Below are 21,404 nucleotides of genomic sequence, written 5' to 3'. Positions count from 1 at the left end.
CCTAGCGCGGCGCGGCGTCCGGGTCCAGCCGCGGGACGGCCGCGAGGAGCGCCCGGGTGACGGGGTGCGTCGGGCGCGTCAGCACGTCGTCCGCGGATCCGCGCTCGACGACCCGGCCCTCGCTCATCACGAGGACCTCGTCGCCCATGTGCCCGACGACGCCGAGGTCGTGCGAGATGAGCAGGAGGCCGAGGCCCAGCCGGCGCTGCAGCTCGTCGAGGAGGTCGAGCACCTGCGCCTGCACGGCGATGTCGAGCGCGGAGACGGGCTCGTCGCAGATGAGGACGTCGGGTCGGGCCGCGAGCGCGCGCGCGATGGCGACCCGCTGGCGCTGACCGCCCGACAGCCGCGCGGGGCGACGGCGGAGGAGCGCCGGATCGAGGCCCACCTGCGCGAGGAGCGTGGCGGGGGAGTCGAACGCCTCCGCGCCGCGCAGGCCGGCGACGGCGAGGGCGTCCTGGAGGATCCGGTCGACGCGCCACCGCGGGTCGAAGGACGCGAGCGGGTCCTGGTAGACGGCGCCCACGCGCGCGCGACGGCCACGGCGGTCGCGCTCGGGGACGCCGCTCCACGGCTCGCCATAGAGGGTCACCTCTCCCGCGTCCGGCTCCTCGAGCGCGAGCAGGAGGCGGGCGACCGTGGTCTTGCCGGAGCCGGATCCGCCGACGAGGCCGACCGTGCGCCCGCGGCGCACCTCGAGGGAGACGTCGTCGACGGCCGTGCGGGCGGATCCCGCCGGGCCGCGGTAGGAGCGCGTCAGGCCGGTGGCCCGGAGGACGACCCGGTCGTCCGCGGGCGGCGTCGCGGCGGCGGGCGGCGTCGCGGCGGCCGCGTCGATCCGGGCCTCCGACAGCGGGGTGCCGCGCGGCACGCCCGTCGGCACGGCGGCGACGAGGGCCCGGGTGCGTCGGTGCGCGGGCGCGCGGAGCACGTCCGCGGTCGGGCCCTCCTCGACGACGCGCCCGTCGTGCATCACGGCGACGCGGTCGGCGAGGCGCGCGACGACCTGGAGGTCGTGGCTGACGAGCAGGGTGGCCTGTCCGCGCGCGCGGAGGTCGGCGAGCAGGTCGATGATGCGCGCCTGCACGGTGGCGTCGAGCGCGGTCGTCGGCTCGTCGGCGACGAGGAGCGGCGGATCCAGCGCCAGGGCCGCCGCGAGCAGCGCCCGCTGCCGGAGCCCGCCCGAGAGCTCGCCCGAGCGCTGGTGCGCGCGCGTCGCGGGATCCGGCATGCCCACGCGCTCGAGGATCTCGAGGACGCGCGCCCGGCGCGCGCGGGGGTCCCGCATGCCGTGGATGCGCAGCGCGTCGCCGATCTCGCGGCCGATGGGGCGCAGCGGGTCGAGCGAGGAGAGGGCGTCCTGCAGCACGAGACCGACGCCGGATCCCCGGACGCGCCGCCACTCGCGGGCCCCCGCGCCGCGGAGGTCGCGGCCGGCGATCTCGAGGACCTCGGCCCGGACGTCCGCACCCGGGCCGGCGAGGCCGAGGAGGCTGCGGGCGGTGACGCTCTTGCCGGAGCCGGACGTGCCGACGAGCGCGAGGCACTCGCCCGGCGCGATCCGCAGCGAGACCCCGTGCACGACGGGGACGCCGTCGAAGGCGACGCGGAGGTCCTCGACGCGCAGGGCGGGCGGCGCGGCGTCGGTCCCGCGCCCGGTTCCGGCGTTCACGATCCGCGCACCCGTCGCTCGAGCGCCCGCCCGACGACGGTCGACGAGGTGGCGGTCAGGACGATCATGAGGCCGGGCACCACGGTGAGCCACGGCGCCCGGTCGATGTAGGTGCGGCCGGCCGCGAGCATGGCGCCCCACTCGGGATCCGGCGGCACCGTGCCGAGCCCGAGGTAGCTGAGCGACGACGCCCACACGATCGCCTGGCCGACGCCGAGCGTCCCGAGCACGAAGAGGGGAGCGGCGGTGTTGGGCAGGATGTGCCGCGCGAGCACCACGAGCGGGGGGCGGCCGAGCACGGTGGCGGCCTCCACGTAGGCGGAGCGGCGCACCGAGACGACCCGCCCGCGGATGATCCGCGCGTAGCCGGGGGCGGCCGAGATCCCGACGGCGAGGGTGGCGCTGCCGATGCCGGGCCCGAGGATCACGATGAGGAAGAGGGCGAGCAGCAGGCCGGGGAAGGCGAAGACCACCTCGATCACGCGGTTCACCGTGAAGTCGGCGACCCGGCCGAGGAGGGCGGCGGCGAGTCCCAGGACCGCCCCGAGGCCGAGGCCGATGGCCGTGGCGCTCACGCCGATCACGAGGCTCGGGCCGGCGCCGTGCACGACGCGCGTGAGCACGTCGCGGCCGGACTCGTCGGTCCCGAGGAGATGGCCGACGCCGGGCGCGCGGAACGCCTCCGCGGGCGCGATGGCGAGCGGGTCGCCGGGCGCGACGAGTCCCGGGGCGATGGCGGAGGCGAGGAGCAGGACGACCGCGATGGCGGCGCCCGTCGTGCCCGCGGCGGAGAGCAGGCGGGCGCGTCGGCGGGCGGGTGGGGCGGCGAGGAGCGTCGCGGCGCGCGGGTCGCTCATCGCGCGGCCGCCGGGACGTCGTGCGCGGGCGCGACCGCGGGGGTCGGCGCACCCGATGCGGCGGGCACGGGCCCCGAGCGCGCGTCGACGAGCCGGGGGTCCACCAGCCGGGCGAGCACGTCGGTCACGGCCGTGAGCAGGATGTAGATCACGGCCACCACGAGGACCACGCCGACGATGACGGGCACGTCCCGGCTCGTCACGGCCGCGAGCGCGGTGCGGCCGAGGCCGGGGCGCGCGAAGACCTGCTCGACGACGACGGCGCCGGAGATGAGGAAGCCGAACGCCCAGCCGGACAGGGCGATCCCGGGGGCCGCCGCGTGCCGGAGCGCGTGCCGCAGCCGCACCCCCGCCTCGGACTCGCCGCGCGCGCGTGCGGCGAGCGCGAACGGGGAGTCGAGCGCGTCGAGCAGCGCCTCGCGCATGATCTGCCCGAGGAAGCCGGCGAGCGGGATCGCGAGCGTGAGCACCGGCAGCACGAGCCCCGCGGGCGAGGATCCGCTCACCGCGGGCAGCCAGCCGAGGCCGGTGGAGAACACGAGGATCAGCACCACGCCGATCCAGAAGTGCGGCAGCGACGCCGCCACGATCTCGACGCCCGCGCCCACCGCTCCCGCGACGCGGCCCGCGCCCGTGGACACGAGCGCGAGCCCGAGGGCGAGGAGCCACGCGACCGTGAGCGCCAGCACCGCCAGCAGCAGCGTGCCGGGCAGCTGCCGGGCGAGTACCGCCACGACGTCCTCGCGCAGCGCGTACGAGCGGCCGAGGTCGCCGTGCGCCAGGCGGCCCAGCTGCGCGAGGTACTGCACGAGGAGGGGCTGGTCGAGCCCGTACTCGGCGCGCACGGCGGCGACGGCCTCGGGCGGCGCCTGCGAGCCCGGGCCCCCGAGGATCGCCTGCGCGGGATCGCCCGGGATCAGCCGCACGGCGAGGAACGTCACGGTCGCGACGGCCCAGAGCACGAGGGCCGCGCCGCCGATCCGGGCCCCGACGGCCCGGACGGCGCGGAGGAGCGCGGGTCGACCGGGACCGGACGCGCGAACGGCGCGCCCGCGCCTCACCGGGAGAGCCAGGTGTCGTACAGCGTCGGCGTCGCCACCGACGGCAGGGCGCGCAGGCCCTGGACGGCGGTGCCGTGCAGGAAGTGGTTCTGCTGGTCGTAGAGCGGCAGGATCCAGTACCCGTCCATCACGCGCTGCTGCACGTCGGCGTAGAGCGCGGTGCGGCGGTCGAGGTCGGTCGTCGCGCGCGCCTCGGCGAGCGCCTGGTCGATCTCGGGCACCGACACCTTGGCGTGGTTCGCGAAGTAGCCGCTCGGTGCCGGGGTGATGCCGGAGGTGTCGTAGAGGATCCGCAGCACGTCGGGTCCGGCCTTCGTGTACGGCGCGCTGACGAGCTCGTAGGCGTCGTCGCCGAGCGCCTGGTACCACGAGCCGAGGTCCATGGGCTCGAGCTGCACGTCGAAGCCGACCTGCTTGGTGGTGGCCTGGATCTGCTCGAAGAGCGACTGCTCGGCCGGGATCGACTGGTTGGTGCTCACGGGGAAGCGGAGCGTGAGGCGCTTCCCGTCCTTGGTGCGGATCCCGTCGGCGTCCTTGGCGGACCAGCCGGCCTGGTCGAGGAGGGCGGCCGCGCGGTCGGCATCGACGCCGAAGAGGTCGGGGGCGGACACGGCGGCCGGCTCCGTGCTGGCGAGCGGCGAGTACGACCGCTCGGCGGTGCCCTGGAAGAGGGCGGTGATCCCCGCGTCCACGTCGGCGGAGCGGACGAACGCCTCCCGCACGCGCTCGTCGTCGAAGGGCGCCCGGCCCGAGTTCAGCTCGATGCGGTTGGCGGCGCCGGGGCGCGGAGCGTCGAGCTCGCCGAGCGCGCCGCTCGCGGTCGCGGACGTGATCGCGTCGGGCTGCGCGTTGTCGATCACGTCGACCTCGCCGCTCTGGAGCGCCGCGAAGCGGGAGGCCGCGTCGGGCAGGAAGCGCCAGTCGATGCGGTCCAGGTACGCCGGCCCCGTGTGCGCGGCGTCGGTGGGCGGCGAGGCGTAGGCGTCGTTGCGCACGAGCGAGATCGACTGCTGGCGGTCCCAGCGCTCGACGCGGAAGGGGCCGGTGCCGATGGGCGCCGCGCAGTTCGCGTCGGTGCCGCGGGCGATCCCCGCGGGCGACTCCATGGCCAGCCACGGCTGCGAGAGCGACTCGAGCAGCGCGCTGTCGGGCGTGGAGAGGGTGAGCCGCACGGTGTCGGCGTCGACCGCCGTCGCGTCCGTGACCGCCTGCAGCGCGAGGTAGCCGGTGGAGGAGAGGGTCGCGGGATCCTGCACGTGCCGGATGTTCGCGACCACGGCGTCCGCGTCGAACGGCGTGCCGTCGGTGAAGGTGACGCCCTGGCGGAGCGTTAGCTCGAGGCCGAGCCCGTCGGCGCTCCAGGTCCAGCCGTCGGCGAGCCAGGGCGTGATCCCGCCCTTCCCGTCGAGCGACACGAGCGGCTCGAGGAACTGGGACGACACGAGCGCCTGCGGGTAGTTGCCGCCGACGTGGGGGTCGAGGCAGTCGGGCTCGGCGTCGCCCGACGCGTAGACGAGCGTGCCGCCCTGGACGGGCACGGTCGATGCCTCGGGAGCTGCGGACGAGCATCCGGTGAGGACGAGGGCGGTGGCGACGAGGACGCCGAGGCCCGCGAGGGCGCGGGTGCGCGAGGTGGTGATCATGGGTGCTTCCGATGGGCGCGCCGCGTGCGGCGCTGGTGCGGGTGTTTCTGTACCGCGTCCAACAATACGCCGACGCCGACATGCCGGTGCACCAGGATGGGCGCATGACACCCGCCCGCCCCGCCGGCCGCCCGCGACGCTCGTCGCGCGCCACCCTGGAGGAGGCCGCCGCCGAGCTCTTCCTGGAGAACACCTACGCCGCCACGACCGTGGAGCAGATCGCCCAGCGCGCCGGGGTGAGTCGCGCCACGTTCTTCAACTACTTCGCCTCCAAGGCCGACCTGCTCTGGGCGGGCCTCGACGACACGCTCCGCTCCCTCGGCGAGGCGCTCGCATCCGTGGATCGCGCCGGCCCGCCCGTCGACGGCGTGATCGACGCGCTGATCGGGGCCGCCTGCTCCCGCGGCGAGGGGTGGCTGCCGCTCGCCCTCACGCAGCACGAGGTGATGGGCCTCGGCGCCGACGTGCAGGGGGAGGGCGTGGCCCGCGCGGCGCCGCTCGTGGATCCCGTCGCGCAGGCCCTCGCCCGGGCGTCCGGCTGCCGGGCGTCCGCCGGGCCCGTGCGGGTCGCCGCCGCCGTGATCGCGGCCGCGACGGCCGCCGCGATCATCGCGTGGGCGGGCGACGGCGTGGGCCGCGGCCCGCTCGAGGACGCCGTCCGCCGGGCGCTGGATCCGCTCCGCCCGGCGCTCTCGGGCACGCTGGCCTGATCGGCCCGGCGCCTTCGCCCGCGTCCTCGGCGCCCGCTGCGCGCGGATCGCCCGCGTCCCCGGAATCGGGACGTAGCCTGGCCGCGCGGCGCGCCCGCGTCCGCTCCCTCGACGAGAAGAGACGCCATGCCCCGCATGCCCGCATCCCCCCGCCGCACGCCGTGGATCGTCGGCCCGTCGGTCCCCGGGCGCGCCCGTCGCCACCGGATCGTCCCCGCGCTGCTCGCGCTCCTGGTGGCGGTCGCCGGGCTCGTGGCCGTCGCGCCGGCCGGGTCGGCGTCCGCGGTCGCCGCGGGATCCGGCCGTGCCACGCACTACTCGCTCGGCCCCGACGGCAGGACGACCAACGGCAACTGCTCGCTCCCGGCGATCCCCGCGGGCCGCCTCTACGTGGCCGTCGGCCCGGCCGCCTACGCGGGCAGCGCCGGGTGCGGCACCTACCTCGACGTCACCGGCCCCCGCCGGACCGTGCGGGTCGAGGTCGCCGACCTCTGCCACGAGTGCGACGCGACCCACCTCGACCTCAGCGAGGAGGCGTTCCGCGCCATCGGCGACGTCGACGCCGGCATCATCCCGATCTCCTGGGCGCCCGTCCCGGCGCCCGCGGTCCCGCCGCTCGCGCTGCGATTGAAGGACGGCTCGTCCGCGTATTGGGCGGCGATCCAGGTCGTCGACGCCGGCACGGAGCTCCGCTCGGTCGAGGTGCGCGTGGGCGCGCGCTGGAACCCGCTGTCGCGGACCGCCTACGGCTACTGGCTCGCCGCGTCGGGGCTCGGCGCGGGCCCGTACGCGGTGCGGGTCACCGACGTCACCGGGCGCACGGCCACGGTCCCGGGCATCGCGCTCGATCCGATGCGGCTGCAGCGCACCTCCGCGCGTCTCCGCTGAGCGGACGGGAGGGGCGAGCGGGAGGCCGTGCGGTGAGGCGCTGCGCGGACGCGATCCCCGGCGCGAGGATGGCCTCATGACCTCCGACGTCCCCGTCCCGATCGACCGCGCCGCCCTCGCCTCCTCGTTCGGCGCGGTCGCCGACCAGTACGACCGGGTGCGCCCCGGCTACCCCGACGCCGCCCTCGAGTGGATGCTGCCGGCCGGCGCCCGCCGCGTCGTCGACCTCGGCGCGGGTACCGGCAAGCTCACCCGCCTGCTCGCCGCGCGCGGCCTCGTCGTCACCGCCGTCGAGCCCGACGCGGCGATGCGGCAGGTCCTCCAGGCGGCGTCGCCGGACATCGACGTCCGCGCGGGCAGAGGCGAGGCGATCCCGCTGGGCGACGGCGAGGAGGACGCCGTCCTCGCCGCGCAGGCCTGGCACTGGATGGACGCGGGGTCCGCGGCGCGCGAGGCCGCCCGCGTCCTCCGACCGGGCGGACGCCTCGGCATCGTCTGGAACATGATGGACGGCGAGGTCGACTGGGTGCGCGAGCTCGATGCCATCCTCGAGGCGGGCCGGCGCCACGGCGGACGCGCGCCCGAGCCCGGCCCGTTCCCCGGCTTCGGCCCGGTCGAGCACGCGTCGTTCGCCCACGTGCACCGCACGACCCCCGAGGAGGTGGTGGGCCTCGGCGGATCCATCAGCCGGATCAGCACGCTGCCGGCCGACGAGCGCGCCCGCGTCCTCGACGACATCCGCACCCTCCTCGCCGGCCACCCGGACACGGCAGGCCGCGACGTGCTCGACCTGCCCTACCGCGCCGACGCGTACCGCGCCCAGCTCGGCGGATAGACCGGCGGTTCATCGGGCCCGATCCCGCCCCGACGGAGCGCTAGGATCGACGGCACAGGCGCCGATCCGGCCATCACCGGGGAGCCTTCGGAAGAAAGCCGCGGAACGCGCGGCGAGTAGAACCGAACGGGTCGGGCCCGTCATCGCCTTCACCAGAGTGGTCGCGCGTGCCGCGGCAAGCGGGGTGGTACCGCGCTCGGGGATCAGCATGAGGGATCCGGGCGTCCTCGCGGAGATCCCCATCGCCGCAGGAGCCACCATGACCTACCCCCGTCCCGTCCCCGACGACCCGAGCGCCCCCGACCAGGTCGCCGCGAGCCCGCGGTTCCCGGACGTCGAGAAGGGCATCCTCGCGTTCTGGAAGCGCGACGACACCTTCCGCGCCTCCGTCGAGCAGCGCGAGGGATGCGACGAGTGGGTCTTCTACGACGGCCCGCCCTTCGCCAACGGCCTCCCGCACTACGGGCACCTCCTCACCGGGTACGCGAAGGACGCCTTCCCGCGCTTCCAGACCATGCGCGGCAAGCAGGTCCACCGCCGCTTCGGCTGGGACACGCACGGCCTGCCCGCGGAGCTCGAGGCGATGCGCCAGCTCGGGATCACCGAGAAGAGCGAGATCGAGGAGATGGGCGTCGAGGCGTTCAACGCCGTCGCGCGCCGCTCGGTGCTCGAGTACACGGGGGAGTGGGAGGACTACGTCACCCGCTCGGCCCGCTGGGTCGACTTCGAGGACGACTACAAGACGCTCGACCTCGACTTCATGGAATCCGTCATCTGGGCCTTCAAGCAGCTGCACGAGAAGGGCCTCGCGTACGAGGGCTTCCGCGTGCTCCCCTACTGCTGGCACGACCAGACCCCGCTGAGCAACCACGAGCTGCGGATGGACGACGACGTCTACCGCATGCGCCAGGACCAGTCCGTCACGGTCACGTTCCCGCTCGTCGGCGCGAAGGCCGAGTCGCTCGGCCTCACCGCCGTGCGCGCGCTCGCCTGGACGACGACGCCGTGGACGCTGCCCACCAACATGGCGCTCGCGGTCGGGCCCGACATCGTCTACGCCGTGGTCCCCGCCGGTCCCGCCGGCACGCCCGACGCCGAGGCGCCGGACTCCCTGCCCCGGGCGTCGTCCGTGCGGCTCGCCGCCGAGGTGCTCGGATCCGAGTACCTCATCGCCCAGGACCTCGTGGGGAACTACGCCAAGGACCTCGGCTACGCGTCCGCCGACGAGGCGCGCGCCGCCGTCTCCCGCACCGTCGTCGGCCGCGAGCTCGAGGGCGTCGCCTACGACCGCCTCTGGGACTTCTACGCCGACACGGAGGCCTTCGGCACCCAGAACGCGTGGCAGGTGCTCGTCGCCGACTACGTGACCACCACCGACGGCACCGGCATCGTGCACCAGGCCCCGGCCTACGGCGAGGAGGACCAGCAGGTCTGCGCGGCCGCCGGCATCCCCGTGATCCTCTCCCTCGACGAGGGCGGTCGGTTCGTCGACACCGTGCCCGAGGTCGCGGGGGAGCTGTGGTCGGATGCCGGGAAGACGCTCACGCGCATGCTCAAGGCGCAGGGCCGCCTCATCCGCCAGGCCAGCTACGAGCACTCGTACCCGCACTGCTGGCGCTGCAAGAACCCGCTCATCTACAAGGCGGTCTCCAGCTGGTTCGTGCGCGTCACGGACTTCCGCGACGACATGGTGCGGCTCAACCAGGACATCGCGTGGACGCCCGAGAACGTCAAGGACGGGCAGTTCGGCAAGTGGATCGGCAACGCCCGCGACTGGTCGATCAGCCGCAACCGGTTCTGGGGCAGCCCCATCCCCGTGTGGAAGAGCGACGACCCCGCCTACCCGCGCATCGACGTGTACGGCAGCCTCGACGAGCTCGAGGCCGACTTCGGCGTGCGGCCGACGGACCTGCACCGCCCGTTCATCGACCGGCTCACGCGCCCGAACCCCGACGACCCGACGGGGAAGAGCACCATGCGCCGCATCGAGGACGTGCTCGACGTCTGGTTCGACTCCGGATCCATGCCCTTCGCGCAGGTGCACTACCCGTTCGAGAACCGCGAGTGGTTCGACGCGCACAGCCCGGCGGACTTCATCGTCGAGTACATCGGCCAGACCCGCGGCTGGTTCTACACCCTGCACGCACTGTCGACCGCGCTGTTCGACCGGCCCGCGTTCTCGAGCGTGGTCAGCCACGGCATCGTGCTCGGCAACGACGGCCAGAAGATGTCGAAGTCGCTCCGGAACTACCCGGACGTGAACGAGGTGTTCGACCGCGACGGATCCGACGCCATGCGCTGGTTCCTCCTCGCGAGCCCCGTGCTCCGCGGCGGCAACCTCGTGGTGACCGAGGAAGGGATACGCGAGGGCGTCCGCCAGGTGCTGCTCCCGCTCTGGAGCACCTGGTACTTCTTCTCGCTCTACGCCAACTCCGCCCAGCCCGGCGGCTACGAGGCGCACCGCGACACGACGAGCGACGACGTGCTGGACCGCTACATCCTGGCCCGGACGCGCCGCCTCGTGACCGAGGTCACGGAGCACATGACCGCGCTCGACTCGACGCTCGCCGCGGCCTCCCTCCGCGACTTCGCCGACGTGCTCACCAACTGGTACGTGCGCCGCAGCCGGGACCGGTTCTGGGCGGGCACGGAGGCGGGCGACACGCGCGCGTTCGACACCCTGCACACGGTCCTCGAGACGGTGACGCGCGTCGCGGCGCCGCTCCTCCCGCTGGTCTCCGAGCGCATCTGGAAGGACCTCACGGGCGGACGCAGCGTCCACCTGGAGGACTGGCCCGAGCCCGAGGACCTGCCCGCCGACGACCGGCTGGTCGAGGTCATGGACCGGGTGCGCCAGGTCGCGTCCACCGCGCTCTCGCTCCGCAAGCAGTCGGGCCTCCGCGTGCGCCAGCCGCTCGCGCGCCTCACCGTCGTGAGCGACGACGCGGACGGCCTCGCCCGGTTCGAGGACATCCTGCGCGACGAGCTCAACGTCAAGGACGTCGCCGTCGAGGAGCTGACCGCCACGAGCGCGGCCGACGCCGGGATCACCCGTCGCCTCACCGTGAACGCGCGCGTCGCCGGGCCCCGCCTCGGCAAGGGCGTGCAGCAGGTGATCCAGGCGGCCCGCTCCGGCGACTGGACCGAGGCGGACGGCGAGGTCGTCGCGGGCGGCGTGCCGCTCGTGGCCGGCGAGTACGAGCTCGTGCTGGAGGTGGCGGGCGACCGCGCCGACCAGGCGCTCGCGCTCCTGCCGGGCGGCGGGTTCCTGCTGCTCGACACCGCGCTCACCCCGGAGCTCGAGGCCGAGGGCCTCGCGCGCGACGTCGTCCGCAACGTGCAGGACGCGCGGAAGGGCGCGGGGCTCGACGTGAGCGACCGCATCTCCCTCGTGATCCGGCTGGACGCCCCGGGTGCCGAGCAGGCCGAGCGGTTCCGCGACCTCATCGCCCGTGAGACCCTGGCGGTGGCGCTGCGGATCGACGCGGACGCACCGGCGGATCCGGATGCCGGCATCACCGTCGGCGGCGGATCGCCCCTGTACATCGAGGTGGAGCGAGCATGAGCGACCAGCGGGGCGGACGCCCCTTCGACGACGACGCGGACGACATCCGCCGCGACGACGACTTCGAGCCGGAGACGGACGAGGGCGTCGACGCCGCCGCGCGCGCCCTCGACCCCGACGTCGACGGCCTGAGCGACGACCAGCTCTTCGCCGACGACGCGGCAGAGCTCCGCCGCGAGGCCGAGCAGTCGATCGTCGCCGGCCGCGAGGTCGACGACGAGAACTACTTCGAGCGCGAGGGCGACGCCGTCTACCAGGCGCTCCTCGCGCGGATGGGGGAGCAGGCGCCGCAGCCGCGCCTGTCCGCGACCCGCCGCGTCGTCGAGCTCCTCGGCGACCCGCAGCGCGCGTACCCGATCGTGCACGTCACCGGCACCAACGGGAAGACGTCGACGAGCCGGATCACGGAGAGCATCCTGCGCGCCGCCGGCCTCCGCACGGGCCTCTTCACGAGCCCGCACCTCGTGCGCTTCAACGAGCGCATCGTCGTCGACGGCCAGCCGATCACCGACGAGGCGCTCAGCCGCAACTGGGCCGACGTCGAGCCGTTCATCGACCTGGTCGACCGGGAGCTCGTCGCCGCGGGCGAGGAGCCCGTCACCTTCTTCGAGGCGCTCACGGTCCTCGCGTTCGCGTCGTTCGCCGACGCGCCCGTCGACGTGGCCGTGATCGAGGTCGGCATGGGCGGCGAGTGGGACAGCACCAACGTCGGCGACGGGCAGGTCGCCGTCTTCACGCCCGTCTCGCTCGACCACACGCAGCGGCTCGGATCCACCGTCGCGGAGATCGCGCGCACGAAGTCCGGCATCGTGAAGCCCGCGTCGGACGTCGTGTCGAGCGCCCAGGCGCCCGAGGTCGTGGCCGAGCTCACGCGCGCCGCCGAGCTCACGGAGTCCACGTGGTCGATCGAGGGCGAGCGGTTCCGCCTCCTCGACACGACCCTCGCGGTCGGCGGCCAGGTCATCAGCGTGCAGGGCCTCGCGGGCACGTACCGCGACGTGTTCCTCCCGCTCTTCGGCGCGCACCAGGCGCAGAACGCCGCGGTCGCGATCGCCGCGGTCGAGTCGTTCCTCGGCGGTGGCGACCACGCCATCCACGACGACGTGCTCGCGGAGGGCCTCGCCACCGCGACGAGCCCCGGGCGCCTGCAGGTCGTCGGCACGGAGCCGACCGTGCTGGTCGACGCCGCCCACAACCCCGCCGGCGCCGCGTCGCTCGCGGCGGCGCTGCCCGTCTACTTCACGTTCGACCGGGTCACCGCCGTCATCGGGGTCCTCGCGGACAAGGACGCGGAGGGGATCGTGCGCGAGCTCGCCCCCGTCGTCGACCACTTCATCGTCACCCGGTCCACGTCCGAGCGCTCGGTGGATCCCGACGAGCTCGCGCGCATCGTCGTCGGCGTCGTCGGGCGGGACCGCGTCACGGTCGAGCCCGACCTGCGCACGGCCCTCGAGGACGCGCGCGACTCGGCGGGCGAGACCGAGAAGGGCGCGGCGCTCGTCACCGGCTCGATCCTCCTCGTCGGCGAGGCCATCGCGCACGCCGCCGACGAGGGTTGGAAGACCGCGTGAGCGCCGACGGCCGACCGGCCCGCACCCGGCGACCGCGGCCGCCCCGCACGACGGTCGAGATCCTCGGATCCATCGTCATGGGCTTCCAGGTCGTCGTCGTGTTCCTGGCCAGCCTCGTCGCCTTCGGCCTCCAGGCGCTCCCCGCGCTTCCCGCCCTGGGCGGCGGCGCGCTCCTCGTGATCGCCATGCTCGCCGTCGTCGGCACCCTGCGCACGCCGCTCGGCCTCCGCGCCGGCTGGGTCGTGCAGGTGCTCGTCGTCCTCACCGGCTTCGTGCTCCCCGCCATGTTCGCCGTCGGCGGCTTCTTCCTGCTCCTGTGGATCTACGCCATGGTCCAGGGCGCGCGCATCGACCGCGAGAAGGCGGCCGCCCGCGGGGCATGGGAGCAGGCCATGCTCGACGAGCAGGCCGCTGCGGGCGGCAGCCCCGCCCCGGGCGACGACCGCCCCACCGACCACCGACCGACCACCGAGCCGCCGGCTCCCACCCCGTAGGAGGCACCATGTCCGCTCCCGTCCAGGAGACCCTCGTCCTCGTCAAGCCCGACGGCGTGGCCCGCGGCCTCACCGGCGAGATCCTCCGCCGCATCGAGGCCAAGGGCTACCAGATCGTCGACCTGCGCATGGTCCGGGCCGAGCGCGCCCTGCTCGAGCAGCACTACGAGGAGCACCAGGGCAAGCCGTTCTACGAGCCGCTCGTCGAGTTCATGGAGTCGGGCCCGGTCGTCGCCGTGCGCGTCGCCGGGAACCGCGTCATCGAGGGCTTCCGCTCGCTCGCCGGCACGACCGACCCGACGGGCGCGGCCCCCGGCACGATCCGCGGCGACCTCGGCCGCGACTGGGGACTCGCCGTCGCCCAGAACCTCGTGCACGGCAGCGACTCGCCCGAGTCGTCCGCGCGCGAGCTCGCGCTCTGGTTCTAGACCCACGCGACGGGAGGGGCCGACCGGATGCCCGGTCGGCCCCTCTCGTCGTCCCGGCGCCTCAGCCGAGGAGCGTCGGGATGAGGGCCGGGAACGTCGAGATGATCGCGACGACGATGATCGCGTAGTTGAGCACCACCACGGCCCACGTGTACGGGGCCACGGCATCCGCCGCCCGGCGGATCCCGGCCGGCAGCGGCAGGAGGCCGGCACGCGCGGTGGCGGACAGCGTGCCCCACCACAGCGGGATCATCGCGCTCCACACGAGCAGGCAGTACGGGCAGAGGGCGCCGATGACGAAGACGCTCTGGGTGAACAGCCACGTCACGAAGACCCAACCGCCGAGGGTCCCCAGCGCGAACAGCGTCCAGAACCAGCGCGCGAACCGGGCGCCGGCGAACAGCGCCATGCCGATCACGATCGGCACCACGAAGGCGGCGACCCCGATGAGCGGGTTGGGGAAGCCGAACAGCGATCCCTGGCGCGACTCGATGACGGTGGCGCAGGAGATGAACGGGTTGATGTCGCACGAGAGCGACGCGCCCGGGTTCTCCAGGAGGTGCAGCCGGTCCAGCACGAGGACGAACGCGCCGATCCAGCCGACGACGCCCGTCACGACGAGCAGGACGGCCAGCGAACGGGGATGCGCGGGGGCCCGGGTGGCGGTCATGCGGCGATCATGGCAGACGGGGGAGCGCCGACCCTGACGGCCCGGTGGGCGTCGGCGTGCGATACTGGCAGGCAGGTCGACCCGCCGCGCGGGACGACCGCCATGAAGAGTCTTTCCCGGGGCAGACCCGGGCCGCCAGGCACGTCCGGCGGCGGATAGCCAGTTCCGTACCAGTGCGCACGACCGAAGCCTCGGGCCGGCCGTCGCAGACCAGGATCGACGGAGAGCCGCGTACGCGGGGATCCACTCGGAGAGCTACCGGGATACGGCGCGGCCGTATCGACCGGTTGAGGAGTGCACCAGAGATGGTGGAGAGAGACGAGAACACCGGCAGGAGGCGACCCAGCCTCTTCGAGCGGCTCACGGGCCGCCGCGCCGAGACGACCGCGGCGACGGGGGCGGGCGGCACGCCCGCCACCCCTGCGTCCGCGACCCCCGAGGCGAGCGGCACGCCCGCCGCCTCCGAAGCGAAGGGCCACACCCTGAACGAGAACGACGACACCCGGACCACGCCCGACGAGACGGAGGCGCCGGTCGTCCGACGCTCCCGCCGCGCCAGCACCGCCGCATCCGCGCCCGCGGTCGCCCAGCCGGACGACGCCAGCGTCGACGCGTCCGCCTCGGCACCCGCCCCCGCGGACGACGCAGAGCCGCCCACCGCGCCCGCCGTCCGCGCGCCGCGGAAGCGCGCCCCCCGCAAGGCCGCGGTCGCGGTCGACCAGGAGGCGCCTGCAGCATCCGTCGCCGCCGACGACGCGACAGTGGACGAGCCGGTCGCCGTCGAGCCGGTCGCGGACGAGCCGGTCGCGGAGCCCGCCGCCGAGGCGCCCACGCCTCCGGCGCGTGCCGTCCCGTCCCTCTCCGTGTTCTTCCAGGCCCCGGACATCGCGCCGCTGCCGCCCCGACGCGAGAGGGACGACCGCCGCGACGACGCCCGCGACGAGGAGGACGACGTCGACCGCGACGAGCGCCCCTCGCGCTCCTCGCGCCGCGGCGGCCGCGGGCAGGACCGGGGCCAGGACCGCGGCGTCAGCCGCGACGGACGCGGCCGCGACACCCGCGACGACGACCACGACGACGAGGACGACTCGCCGTCGGTGCGCCGCCGCGCACGCCGCCGCTCCGGCGAGGAGGGCCGCGACGGCGACGACGCGCCCGGCACGGTCGTCAAGGTCCGCACCCCGCGCGAGCCCGAGCTCATCACCGAGCCGCAGCGGATCAAGGGATCCACGCGCCTGGAGGCGAAGAAGCAGCGCCGCCGCGACGGCCGCGACGCCGGACGCCGCCGCCCGGTCCTCACCGAGTCGGAGTACCTCGCGCGCCGCGAGTCCGTCGACCGCAGCATGATCGTGCGCTCGCGCGACGGCAAGATCCAGATCGGCGTCCTCGAGGACCAGGTGCTCGTCGAGCACTACGTCGCCCGCGCCGACGAGGCGTCGCTCATCGGCAACGTGTACCTCGGCCGCGTCCAGAACGTGCTGCCGAGCATGGAGGCCGCCTTCATCGACATCGGCCGCGGCCGCAACGCCGTGCTCTACTCCGGCGAGGTCGACTGGGAGGCCGCCAACGCCGACAAGGGCGGCGGCAGCCACGCCCGCCGCATCGAGGTCGCGTTGAAGCCCGGCGACCGCGTCCTCGTCCAGGTCACGAAGGACCCGGTCGGCCACAAGGGCGCCCGCCTCACGAGCCAGGTGAGCCTCCCCGGCCGCTACCTCGTCTACGTGCCCAACGGATCCATGAACGGCATCAGCCGCAAGCTCCCCGACACCGAGCGCGCGCGCCTCAAGAAGACCCTCAAGGAGGTGCTGCCCGAGAACGTGGGCGTGATCGTCCGCACCGCCGCCGAGGGTGCGACCGAGGAGCAGCTGAAGCTCGACGTCGAGCGCCTCACGTCCCAGTGGGCCGAGATCAGCCGGCAGGTCGAGAAGGCGCAGGCGCCCGCGCTCCTGCACTCGGAGCCGGACCTGCTGCTGAAGATCATCCGCGACGTCTTCAACGAGGACTTCCGCGAGCTCGTGATCGACGGCGGCGACGCCCAGGAGATCATCGAGGGCTACCTCCGCGGGGTGGCGCCCGACCTCATCGACCGGGTGCAGACGTACTCGGGCGAGAAGGACTCGTTCGACCAGCACCGCGTGAGCGAGCAGATCGAGAAGGCGCTCGACCGCAAGGTCTGGCTCCCCTCGGGCGGCTCGCTCGTCATCGACCGCACCGAGGCCATGACCGTGGTCGACGTCAACACGGGCAAGTTCGTCGGATCCGGCGGCAACCTCGAGGAGACCGTCACCAAGAACAACCTCGAGGCCGCGGAGGAGATCGTCCGCCAGATGCGCCTGCGCGACATCGGCGGCATCATCGTCGTCGACTTCATCGACATGGTGCTGGAGTCGAACCGCGACCTCGTGCTCCGCCGGCTGGTGGAGTGCCTCAGCCGCGACCGGACCAAGCACCAGGTCGCCGAGGTCACGTCGCTCGGACTCGTGCAGATGACCCGCAAGAAGCTCGGCCTCGGGCTGCTCGAGTCGTTCTCGGAGAACTGCGAGACGTGCGCCGGGCGGGGGATCATCATCCACCACGACCCGCTCATGGCCCACAAGCAGACGCCGCAGGAGCCCGTGCAGGGCCAGGGCCGGCGTCGCGGCGGCAAGGGCCAGCAGGACCACGGCAACGGCAACGCGGGCAACGGCGGCGGTCGCGGGAACGGCGGTCAGGCGCAGCCGGCTCGCACCCCCGCGGCCAGCACGCACAGCATCACCGACGACGCGCGCTCCGCCCTCGCCAAGATCGCCACGAGCACCATCCAGACGGTCAACGAGGCGATCGACCGGGTCGAGGACGTCGTGCGCACGCCGGACGAGCACGCCGATGCCTCGCAGCAGGCCGATGCCGCTCCCGCCGCGGACCAGTCGCGCGGCGATCGTCCCCGCCGGAGCCGCGGGGGCCGGGGACGCGCGTCGTCCGCGACCGCCGAGGCCCCGGAGCCCCAGGAGCCGCGGGCACCGGTCGACGAGCAGCCGACCTCCCCCGTGGAGGACCCGACGCCCGCCGACGCCGCCGTGGAGGAGCCCGCGCTGTCGACGCTCGAGCCGCGCGAGGCCATCCGCCTCGAGCCGGTGCAGATCCTCGACATCCCCGTCGCGAGCACCCGCACGGCCCCGCGCCGCGTGAGCTCGGCCGACGCGGAGCAGCTCCTCGGATCCGTGCTCGACGCGCTGCCGCAGCCCAAGGAGCCCGGTCAGGGGCGTTCACGCAGCCGCCGGGTCTCGACCCCGACGCTGACGACGCCGGCCCCGGCCGACGACGCGAGCTGATCGGCCGGCCGTCCCCGTGACGGCTGCACGGCGGGAGGGCCCGGAGCATCCGCTCCGGGCCCTCCCGCCGTCCCCGGGGGATGCCGCCGTCAGGGGCGGGGCGCGCGCCGCTCCCGCTGCGTGACCCGCAGCCCGCTCGCCTGCAGGCGCCGCACGAGGTCGCGGTTCGAGACGGCGACGGCGCCGCGCGCCACGAGCTCCGCGTGCCGTTCCTCGGGCACGTCGTAGTGGTCGAGGTCGAATGCGCGCTCGGGGATCCCCGCGGCACGGGCGAAGGCGTGCAGCTCCTCCAGTGACGCGTCGCTCACGAGGTGCGCCCAGAGCCGGCCGTGCGCCGGCCAGGCCGGTCGATCCAGGAGCACGCTCATCCTCCGAGCTTAGGCACGCCGGCCCGCGGGCGATGGAGCGCCGGGCGCCGCTTGCGCCGGCGACGCGCCCGACACGCATGCACGGGGACGCGGACCCCGTCGCGTATGATCGACCGAGGACGCCGGGGGTCCACGGAGTTTGACCCCTGTCCGGCGTTCCGGTAACGTGAGTCGCTGGCATGCGCCGATCCCAGGGATCGTGCGCCTGCGGCAGACTTCCTCCAATGATTCGGGCCACAGGGCGTCAAGTCCCCAGTGAGTCAAGCCCGCGAGAGAAAACAGGTACGGAAAAGTGGTTTACGCAGTTGTGCGCGCCGGCGGTCGGCAGGAGAAGGTCGAGGTCGGGACCATCGTGACGATGGACCGGGTCAAGAACCAGCAGAGCGGCAAGGTCGTGCTCCCCGCGGTCCTGCTCGTCGACGGCGACACCATCACCACGGACGCCGCGAAGCTCGCCGACGTCACCGTCAGCGCCGAGATCCTGAACGACCTCCGCGGTCCCAAGATCGTCATCCAGAAGTTCAAGAACAAGACCGGGTACAAGAAGCGCCAGGGGCACCGCCAGGACCTCACGCGCGTCCAGGTCACCGAGATCAACTAGCACCGAGACCGCAGGGAGATACAGATGGCACACAAGAAGGGCGCGAGCTCTACCCGCAACGGCCGTGACTCGAACGCCCAGCGCCTCGGCGTGAAGCGCTTCGGCGGCCAGGTCGTCGGCGCCGGCGAGATCATCGTCCGCCAGCGCGGCACGCACTTCCACCCCGGCGTCAACGTCGGCCGTGGCGGCGACGACACGCTGTTCGCCCTCTCCGCCGGTTCGGTGGAGTTCGGCGTCAAGGGCGGCCGCAAGGTCGTCAACATCGTCGTCCCGGCCTAGCGCAGGCCGACAGCACGGACCCTGCAGCGGCACTGCCGCGCAGCACCTCAAGGGCGGGCCTCCTGGGCCCGCCCTTGCGTGCGTTCCGCAGGGGAACACCTCCGAGAAGAAACGAGCGACAGCCATGGCGACATTCGTCGACACCGTGACCCTCCACCTGCGGGCGGGAAACGGCGGCAACGGCTGCGTCTCGGTCCGCCGCGAGAAGTTCAAGCCCCTCGCGGGGCCCGACGGCGGCAACGGCGGCAACGGCGGGGACATCGTCCTCGTCGCCGACCCCCAGGTCACCACGCTGCTGGCCTACCACCGCGGACCGCACCGCTCCTCCCGCAACGGCGGACCCGGCATGGGCGACCACCGCCACGGCACGTTGGGCGAGGCGCTCGAGCTCCCCGTCCCCGTCGGGACCGTCGTCAAGGACGTCGACGGCAACGAGCTCGCCGACATGGCCACGCCCGGCATCCGCTTCATCGCCGCGGAGGCCGGCCAGGGCGGGCTCGGCAACGCGTCGCTCGCCACCACCAAGCGCAAGGCCCCGGGCTTCGCGCTGCTCGGCACGCGCGGCTACGAGGGAGACGTCGTCCTCGAGCTGAAGGTCGTCGCCGACGTGGCGCTCGTGGGCTACCCGTCCGCCGGCAAGTCGAGCCTCGTGGCCGCCATCTCGGCCGCGAAGCCGAAGATCGCCGACTACCCCTTCACCACGCTGCACCCGAACCTCGGCGTCGTCGAGGTGGCGGACTCGCGCTACACCGTCGCCGACGTGCCCGGCCTGATCGAGGGCGCGAGCGAGGGCAAGGGCCTCGGCCTCGAGTTCCTCCGCCACGTCGAGCGCTGCTCGGCCCTCCTCCACGTGCTCGACTGCGCGACGCTGGATCCCGGACGCGATCCCATCTCCGACCTCGACATCATCCTCACCGAGCTCGCCGCGTACCCGGTGCCCGACGGGCAGGTGCCGCTGCTCGAGCGTCCGCAGCTCATCGCGCTCAACAAGATCGACGTGCCCGAGGCCCGGGAGCTCGCCGAGCTCGTGCGCCCGGAGCTGGAGGCCCGCGGCTACCGCGTGTTCGACATCTCCACGGTCAGCCATGACGGACTGCGCCAGCTGTCCTTCGCCCTCGCCGAGCTCGTCGAGGACGCCCGCACGAAGGCGGCCGAGGAGCCGGAGGCCCCGCGGATCGTGCTGCGTCCCCGGGCCGTCAACGAGAAGCCGTTCATCATCCGCGTCGACGGCGGGAGCTACGGCGACATCTACCGCGTCATCGGCACCAAGCCCGAGCGATGGGTGCAGCAGACCGACTTCACCAACGACGAGGCCGTCGGATACCTGGCCGACCGGCTGGCGAAGCTCGGCGTCGAGGACGGCCTGTTCAAGGCCGGCGCGGTGGCCGGATCCAGCGTCGTCATCGGCGAGGGCGACGGCATCGTCTTCGACTGGGAGCCCACCCTCACCTCCACCGCGGAGCTCATCACGAGCCCCCGCGGCGCGGACGCCCGCGTCGACCCGATCAGCCGCCGCACCAACCAGGCGCGCCGCGAGGACTACTTCGCGCGCATGGACGCGAAGGCCGAGGCACGCGCCCAGCTCGTGCGCGAGGGCGAGGCCGGCCTCTGGGCGGACGAGGACGGGACGGACGAGGACGCGTCCTCGGACGCGAAGGCCTAGCGGGTGGGCACGGCCTCGCGCGCGGGCATCGCGTCCGCACGGCGCATCGTCGTGAAGGTCGGGTCGTCCTCCATCAGCGGGGAGAACGCCGGGCAGATCGCGCCGCTCGTGGACGCCATCGCGTCCGTGCACGCCCGCGGCGCCGAGGTCGTCCTCGTCTCCTCCGGCGCGATCGCGACGGGGATGCCCTTCCTCCGTCTCGACGACCGTCCGGCCGACCTCGCCACGCAGCAGGCCGCGGCCGCGGTGGGCCAGAGCGTGCTGATCTTCCGCTACCAGGAGAGCCTCGACCGCTACGGCATCGTGGCGGGCCAGGTTCTCCTGACGGCCGGCGACCTCGCCGCCCCCGACCACCGGGAGAACGCGCAGCGCGCCATGGAGCGGCTGCTGGGACTCCGGCTGCTGCCCGTCGTGAACGAGAACGACACGGTGGCCACGCACGAGATCCGCTTCGGGGACAACGACCGGCTGGCGGCGCTCGTCGCGAAGCTGGTCGAGGCCGACCTGCTCCTCCTCCTCTCGGACGTGGACGCGCTCTACACGCGACCGCCCGAGGAACCCGGCGCGCGGCGCATCGCGCACGTGGCGTTCGGCGACGAGCTCGCGGGCGTCGAGATCGGCAGCACCGGCACGGGCGTCGGCACCGGAGGAGCCGTGACGAAGGTCGCCGCCGCGCGCCTGGCCGCCGAGTCGGGCACCGGGGTCCTCCTCACGTCGACCGCGCAGGTCGCCGAGGCACTCGGCGGCGCGCCCGTCGGCACGTGGTTCGCGCCCCGCGGCTGAACGGC

18 protein-coding genes are annotated in these 21,404 nt (G+C 74.2%); 12 read left to right on the top strand and 6 right to left on the bottom strand.

The window, feature by feature from the left end:
• Nucleotide 1: 1 nt before the first annotated feature.
• From ITJ44_RS01920 to ITJ44_RS01905, 4 genes are read right to left on the bottom strand one after another with little or no spacing between them, the layout of a single operon-like run.
• Nucleotides 2-1,672, bottom strand: coding sequence for an ABC transporter ATP-binding protein (locus tag ITJ44_RS01920; RefSeq protein ID WP_194633093.1), 1,671 nt, complete (start codon nt 1,670-1,672; stop codon nt 2-4).
• A complete protein-coding gene (locus tag ITJ44_RS01915; RefSeq protein ID WP_194633092.1) occupies nt 1,669-2,529 on the bottom strand; it encodes an ABC transporter permease in 861 nt (286 codons plus the stop codon). Before ITJ44_RS01915 ends, ITJ44_RS01920 begins: the two co-directional genes overlap by 4 nt.
• Entirely contained in the window at nt 2,526-3,590 is a 1,065-nt protein-coding gene (locus ITJ44_RS01910) for an ABC transporter permease (RefSeq protein ID WP_194633091.1), read from the bottom strand. The genes ITJ44_RS01915 and ITJ44_RS01910 overlap by 4 nt, the downstream gene beginning before the upstream one ends.
• Nucleotides 3,587-5,233 (bottom strand): ABC transporter substrate-binding protein, encoded by a 1,647-nt coding sequence (locus tag ITJ44_RS01905; protein WP_194633090.1) that lies wholly within the window; start codon nt 5,231-5,233, stop codon nt 3,587-3,589. The genes ITJ44_RS01910 and ITJ44_RS01905 overlap by 4 nt, the downstream gene beginning before the upstream one ends.
• A gap of 104 nt (nt 5,234-5,337) precedes the next feature.
• On the opposite strand from ITJ44_RS01905, the gene ITJ44_RS01900 reads away from it, so the two are divergent.
• The 7 genes from ITJ44_RS01900 to ndk all read left to right on the top strand — a co-directional run bounded on the left by ITJ44_RS01900 (nt 5,338) and on the right by ndk (nt 13,724).
• Complete coding sequence (locus tag ITJ44_RS01900) at nt 5,338-5,943, top strand: TetR/AcrR family transcriptional regulator (protein WP_194633089.1); 606 nt, start codon at nt 5,338-5,340, stop codon at nt 5,941-5,943.
• A 135-nt stretch (nt 5,944-6,078) separates the two neighbouring features.
• A complete protein-coding gene (locus ITJ44_RS01895) occupies nt 6,079-6,831 on the top strand; it encodes an expansin EXLX1 family cellulose-binding protein (RefSeq protein ID WP_194633088.1) in 753 nt (250 codons plus the stop codon).
• 76 nt (nt 6,832-6,907) lie between these two features.
• Nucleotides 6,908-7,666 carry a class I SAM-dependent methyltransferase gene (locus ITJ44_RS01890; RefSeq protein ID WP_194633087.1) on the top strand — a complete coding sequence of 253 codons (759 nt, stop codon included), beginning with the start codon at nt 6,908-6,910 and terminating at the stop codon, nt 7,664-7,666.
• 259 nt (nt 7,667-7,925) lie between these two features.
• Nucleotides 7,926-11,231: an isoleucine--tRNA ligase gene (gene ileS / locus ITJ44_RS01885; RefSeq protein ID WP_194633086.1), complete on the top strand. Its 3,306-nt coding sequence runs from the start codon at nt 7,926-7,928 to the stop codon at nt 11,229-11,231.
• Nucleotides 11,228-12,802 carry a folylpolyglutamate synthase/dihydrofolate synthase family protein gene (locus ITJ44_RS01880; protein ID WP_194633085.1) on the top strand — a complete coding sequence of 525 codons (1,575 nt, stop codon included), beginning with the start codon at nt 11,228-11,230 and terminating at the stop codon, nt 12,800-12,802. Before ileS ends, ITJ44_RS01880 begins: the two co-directional genes overlap by 4 nt.
• Nucleotides 12,799-13,296 (top strand): DUF4233 domain-containing protein, encoded by a 498-nt coding sequence (locus ITJ44_RS01875; protein WP_194633084.1) that lies wholly within the window; start codon nt 12,799-12,801, stop codon nt 13,294-13,296. The genes ITJ44_RS01880 and ITJ44_RS01875 overlap by 4 nt, the downstream gene beginning before the upstream one ends.
• Before the next feature lie 8 nt (nt 13,297-13,304).
• Complete coding sequence (ndk, locus tag ITJ44_RS01870; protein ID WP_194633083.1) at nt 13,305-13,724, top strand: nucleoside-diphosphate kinase; 420 nt, start codon at nt 13,305-13,307, stop codon at nt 13,722-13,724.
• Between the two features lie 61 nt (nt 13,725-13,785).
• Here ndk and ITJ44_RS01865 read toward each other — a convergent pair whose 3' ends face one another.
• Entirely contained in the window at nt 13,786-14,394 is a 609-nt protein-coding gene (locus ITJ44_RS01865) for a vitamin K epoxide reductase family protein (protein WP_194633082.1), read from the bottom strand.
• Nucleotides 14,395-14,699: 305 nt separating this feature from the next.
• Here ITJ44_RS01865 and ITJ44_RS01860 point away from each other — a divergent pair, with 305 nt between their 5' ends.
• Nucleotides 14,700-17,705, top strand: coding sequence for an Rne/Rng family ribonuclease (locus ITJ44_RS01860; protein ID WP_194633081.1), 3,006 nt, complete (start codon nt 14,700-14,702; stop codon nt 17,703-17,705).
• An 89-nt stretch (nt 17,706-17,794) separates the two neighbouring features.
• On the opposite strand, the gene ITJ44_RS01855 is transcribed toward ITJ44_RS01860, so the two are convergent.
• Nucleotides 17,795-18,073 carry a DUF4031 domain-containing protein gene (locus ITJ44_RS01855; RefSeq protein ID WP_194633080.1) on the bottom strand — a complete coding sequence of 93 codons (279 nt, stop codon included), beginning with the start codon at nt 18,071-18,073 and terminating at the stop codon, nt 17,795-17,797.
• 292 nt (nt 18,074-18,365) lie between these two features.
• Here ITJ44_RS01855 and rplU point away from each other — a divergent pair, with 292 nt between their 5' ends.
• The 4 genes from rplU (at nt 18,366) to proB (ending at nt 21,399) form a co-directional block, all read left to right on the top strand.
• Nucleotides 18,366-18,674: a 50S ribosomal protein L21 gene (gene rplU, locus ITJ44_RS01850; RefSeq protein WP_012038175.1), complete on the top strand. Its 309-nt coding sequence runs from the start codon at nt 18,366-18,368 to the stop codon at nt 18,672-18,674.
• Between the two features lie 24 nt (nt 18,675-18,698).
• Nucleotides 18,699-18,953 (top strand): 50S ribosomal protein L27, encoded by a 255-nt coding sequence (gene rpmA, locus ITJ44_RS01845; protein WP_012299161.1) that lies wholly within the window; start codon nt 18,699-18,701, stop codon nt 18,951-18,953.
• Between the two features lie 124 nt (nt 18,954-19,077).
• Nucleotides 19,078-20,616 (top strand): GTPase ObgE, encoded by a 1,539-nt coding sequence (gene obgE / locus ITJ44_RS01840; RefSeq protein ID WP_194633079.1) that lies wholly within the window; start codon nt 19,078-19,080, stop codon nt 20,614-20,616.
• 3 nt (nt 20,617-20,619) lie between these two features.
• A complete protein-coding gene (gene proB / locus ITJ44_RS01835) occupies nt 20,620-21,399 on the top strand; it encodes a glutamate 5-kinase (protein ID WP_194633078.1) in 780 nt (259 codons plus the stop codon).
• The last annotated feature ends 5 nt before the right edge of the window (nt 21,400-21,404 follow it).

This window comes from Clavibacter sp. VKM Ac-2873 (assembly GCF_015351075.1).
Taxonomy (GTDB): domain Bacteria; phylum Actinomycetota; class Actinomycetes; order Actinomycetales; family Microbacteriaceae; genus Clavibacter.
The sequence above is the reverse complement of the archived record's forward strand: the minus strand, read 5'-3'. Positions and strand labels throughout refer to the sequence as shown.

Bases quoted from the DNA above. Each gene is read 5' to 3' on its own strand.
- ITJ44_RS01915 (WP_194633092.1), bottom strand. From the start codon at position 2,529: ATGAGCGACCCGCGCGCCGCGACGCTCCTCGCCGCCCCACCCGCCCGC.
- ITJ44_RS01905 (WP_194633090.1), bottom strand. From the start codon at position 5,233: ATGATCACCACCTCGCGCACCCGCGCCCTCGCGGGCCTCGGCGTCCTC.
- ITJ44_RS01900 (WP_194633089.1), top strand. From the start codon at position 5,338: ATGACACCCGCCCGCCCCGCCGGCCGCCCGCGACGCTCGTCGCGCGCC.
- ITJ44_RS01895 (WP_194633088.1), top strand. From the start codon at position 6,079: ATGCCCGCATCCCCCCGCCGCACGCCGTGGATCGTCGGCCCGTCGGTC.
- ITJ44_RS01890 (WP_194633087.1), top strand. From the start codon at position 6,908: ATGACCTCCGACGTCCCCGTCCCGATCGACCGCGCCGCCCTCGCCTCC.
- ileS (WP_194633086.1), top strand. From the start codon at position 7,926: ATGACCTACCCCCGTCCCGTCCCCGACGACCCGAGCGCCCCCGACCAG.
- ITJ44_RS01880 (WP_194633085.1), top strand. From the start codon at position 11,228: ATGAGCGACCAGCGGGGCGGACGCCCCTTCGACGACGACGCGGACGAC.
- ndk (WP_194633083.1), top strand. From the start codon at position 13,305: ATGTCCGCTCCCGTCCAGGAGACCCTCGTCCTCGTCAAGCCCGACGGC.
- ITJ44_RS01865 (WP_194633082.1), bottom strand. From the start codon at position 14,394: ATGACCGCCACCCGGGCCCCCGCGCATCCCCGTTCGCTGGCCGTCCTG.
- ITJ44_RS01860 (WP_194633081.1), top strand. From the start codon at position 14,700: ATGGTGGAGAGAGACGAGAACACCGGCAGGAGGCGACCCAGCCTCTTC.
- ITJ44_RS01855 (WP_194633080.1), bottom strand. From the start codon at position 18,073: ATGAGCGTGCTCCTGGATCGACCGGCCTGGCCGGCGCACGGCCGGCTC.
- rpmA (WP_012299161.1), top strand. From the start codon at position 18,699: ATGGCACACAAGAAGGGCGCGAGCTCTACCCGCAACGGCCGTGACTCG.
- obgE (WP_194633079.1), top strand. From the start codon at position 19,078: ATGGCGACATTCGTCGACACCGTGACCCTCCACCTGCGGGCGGGAAAC.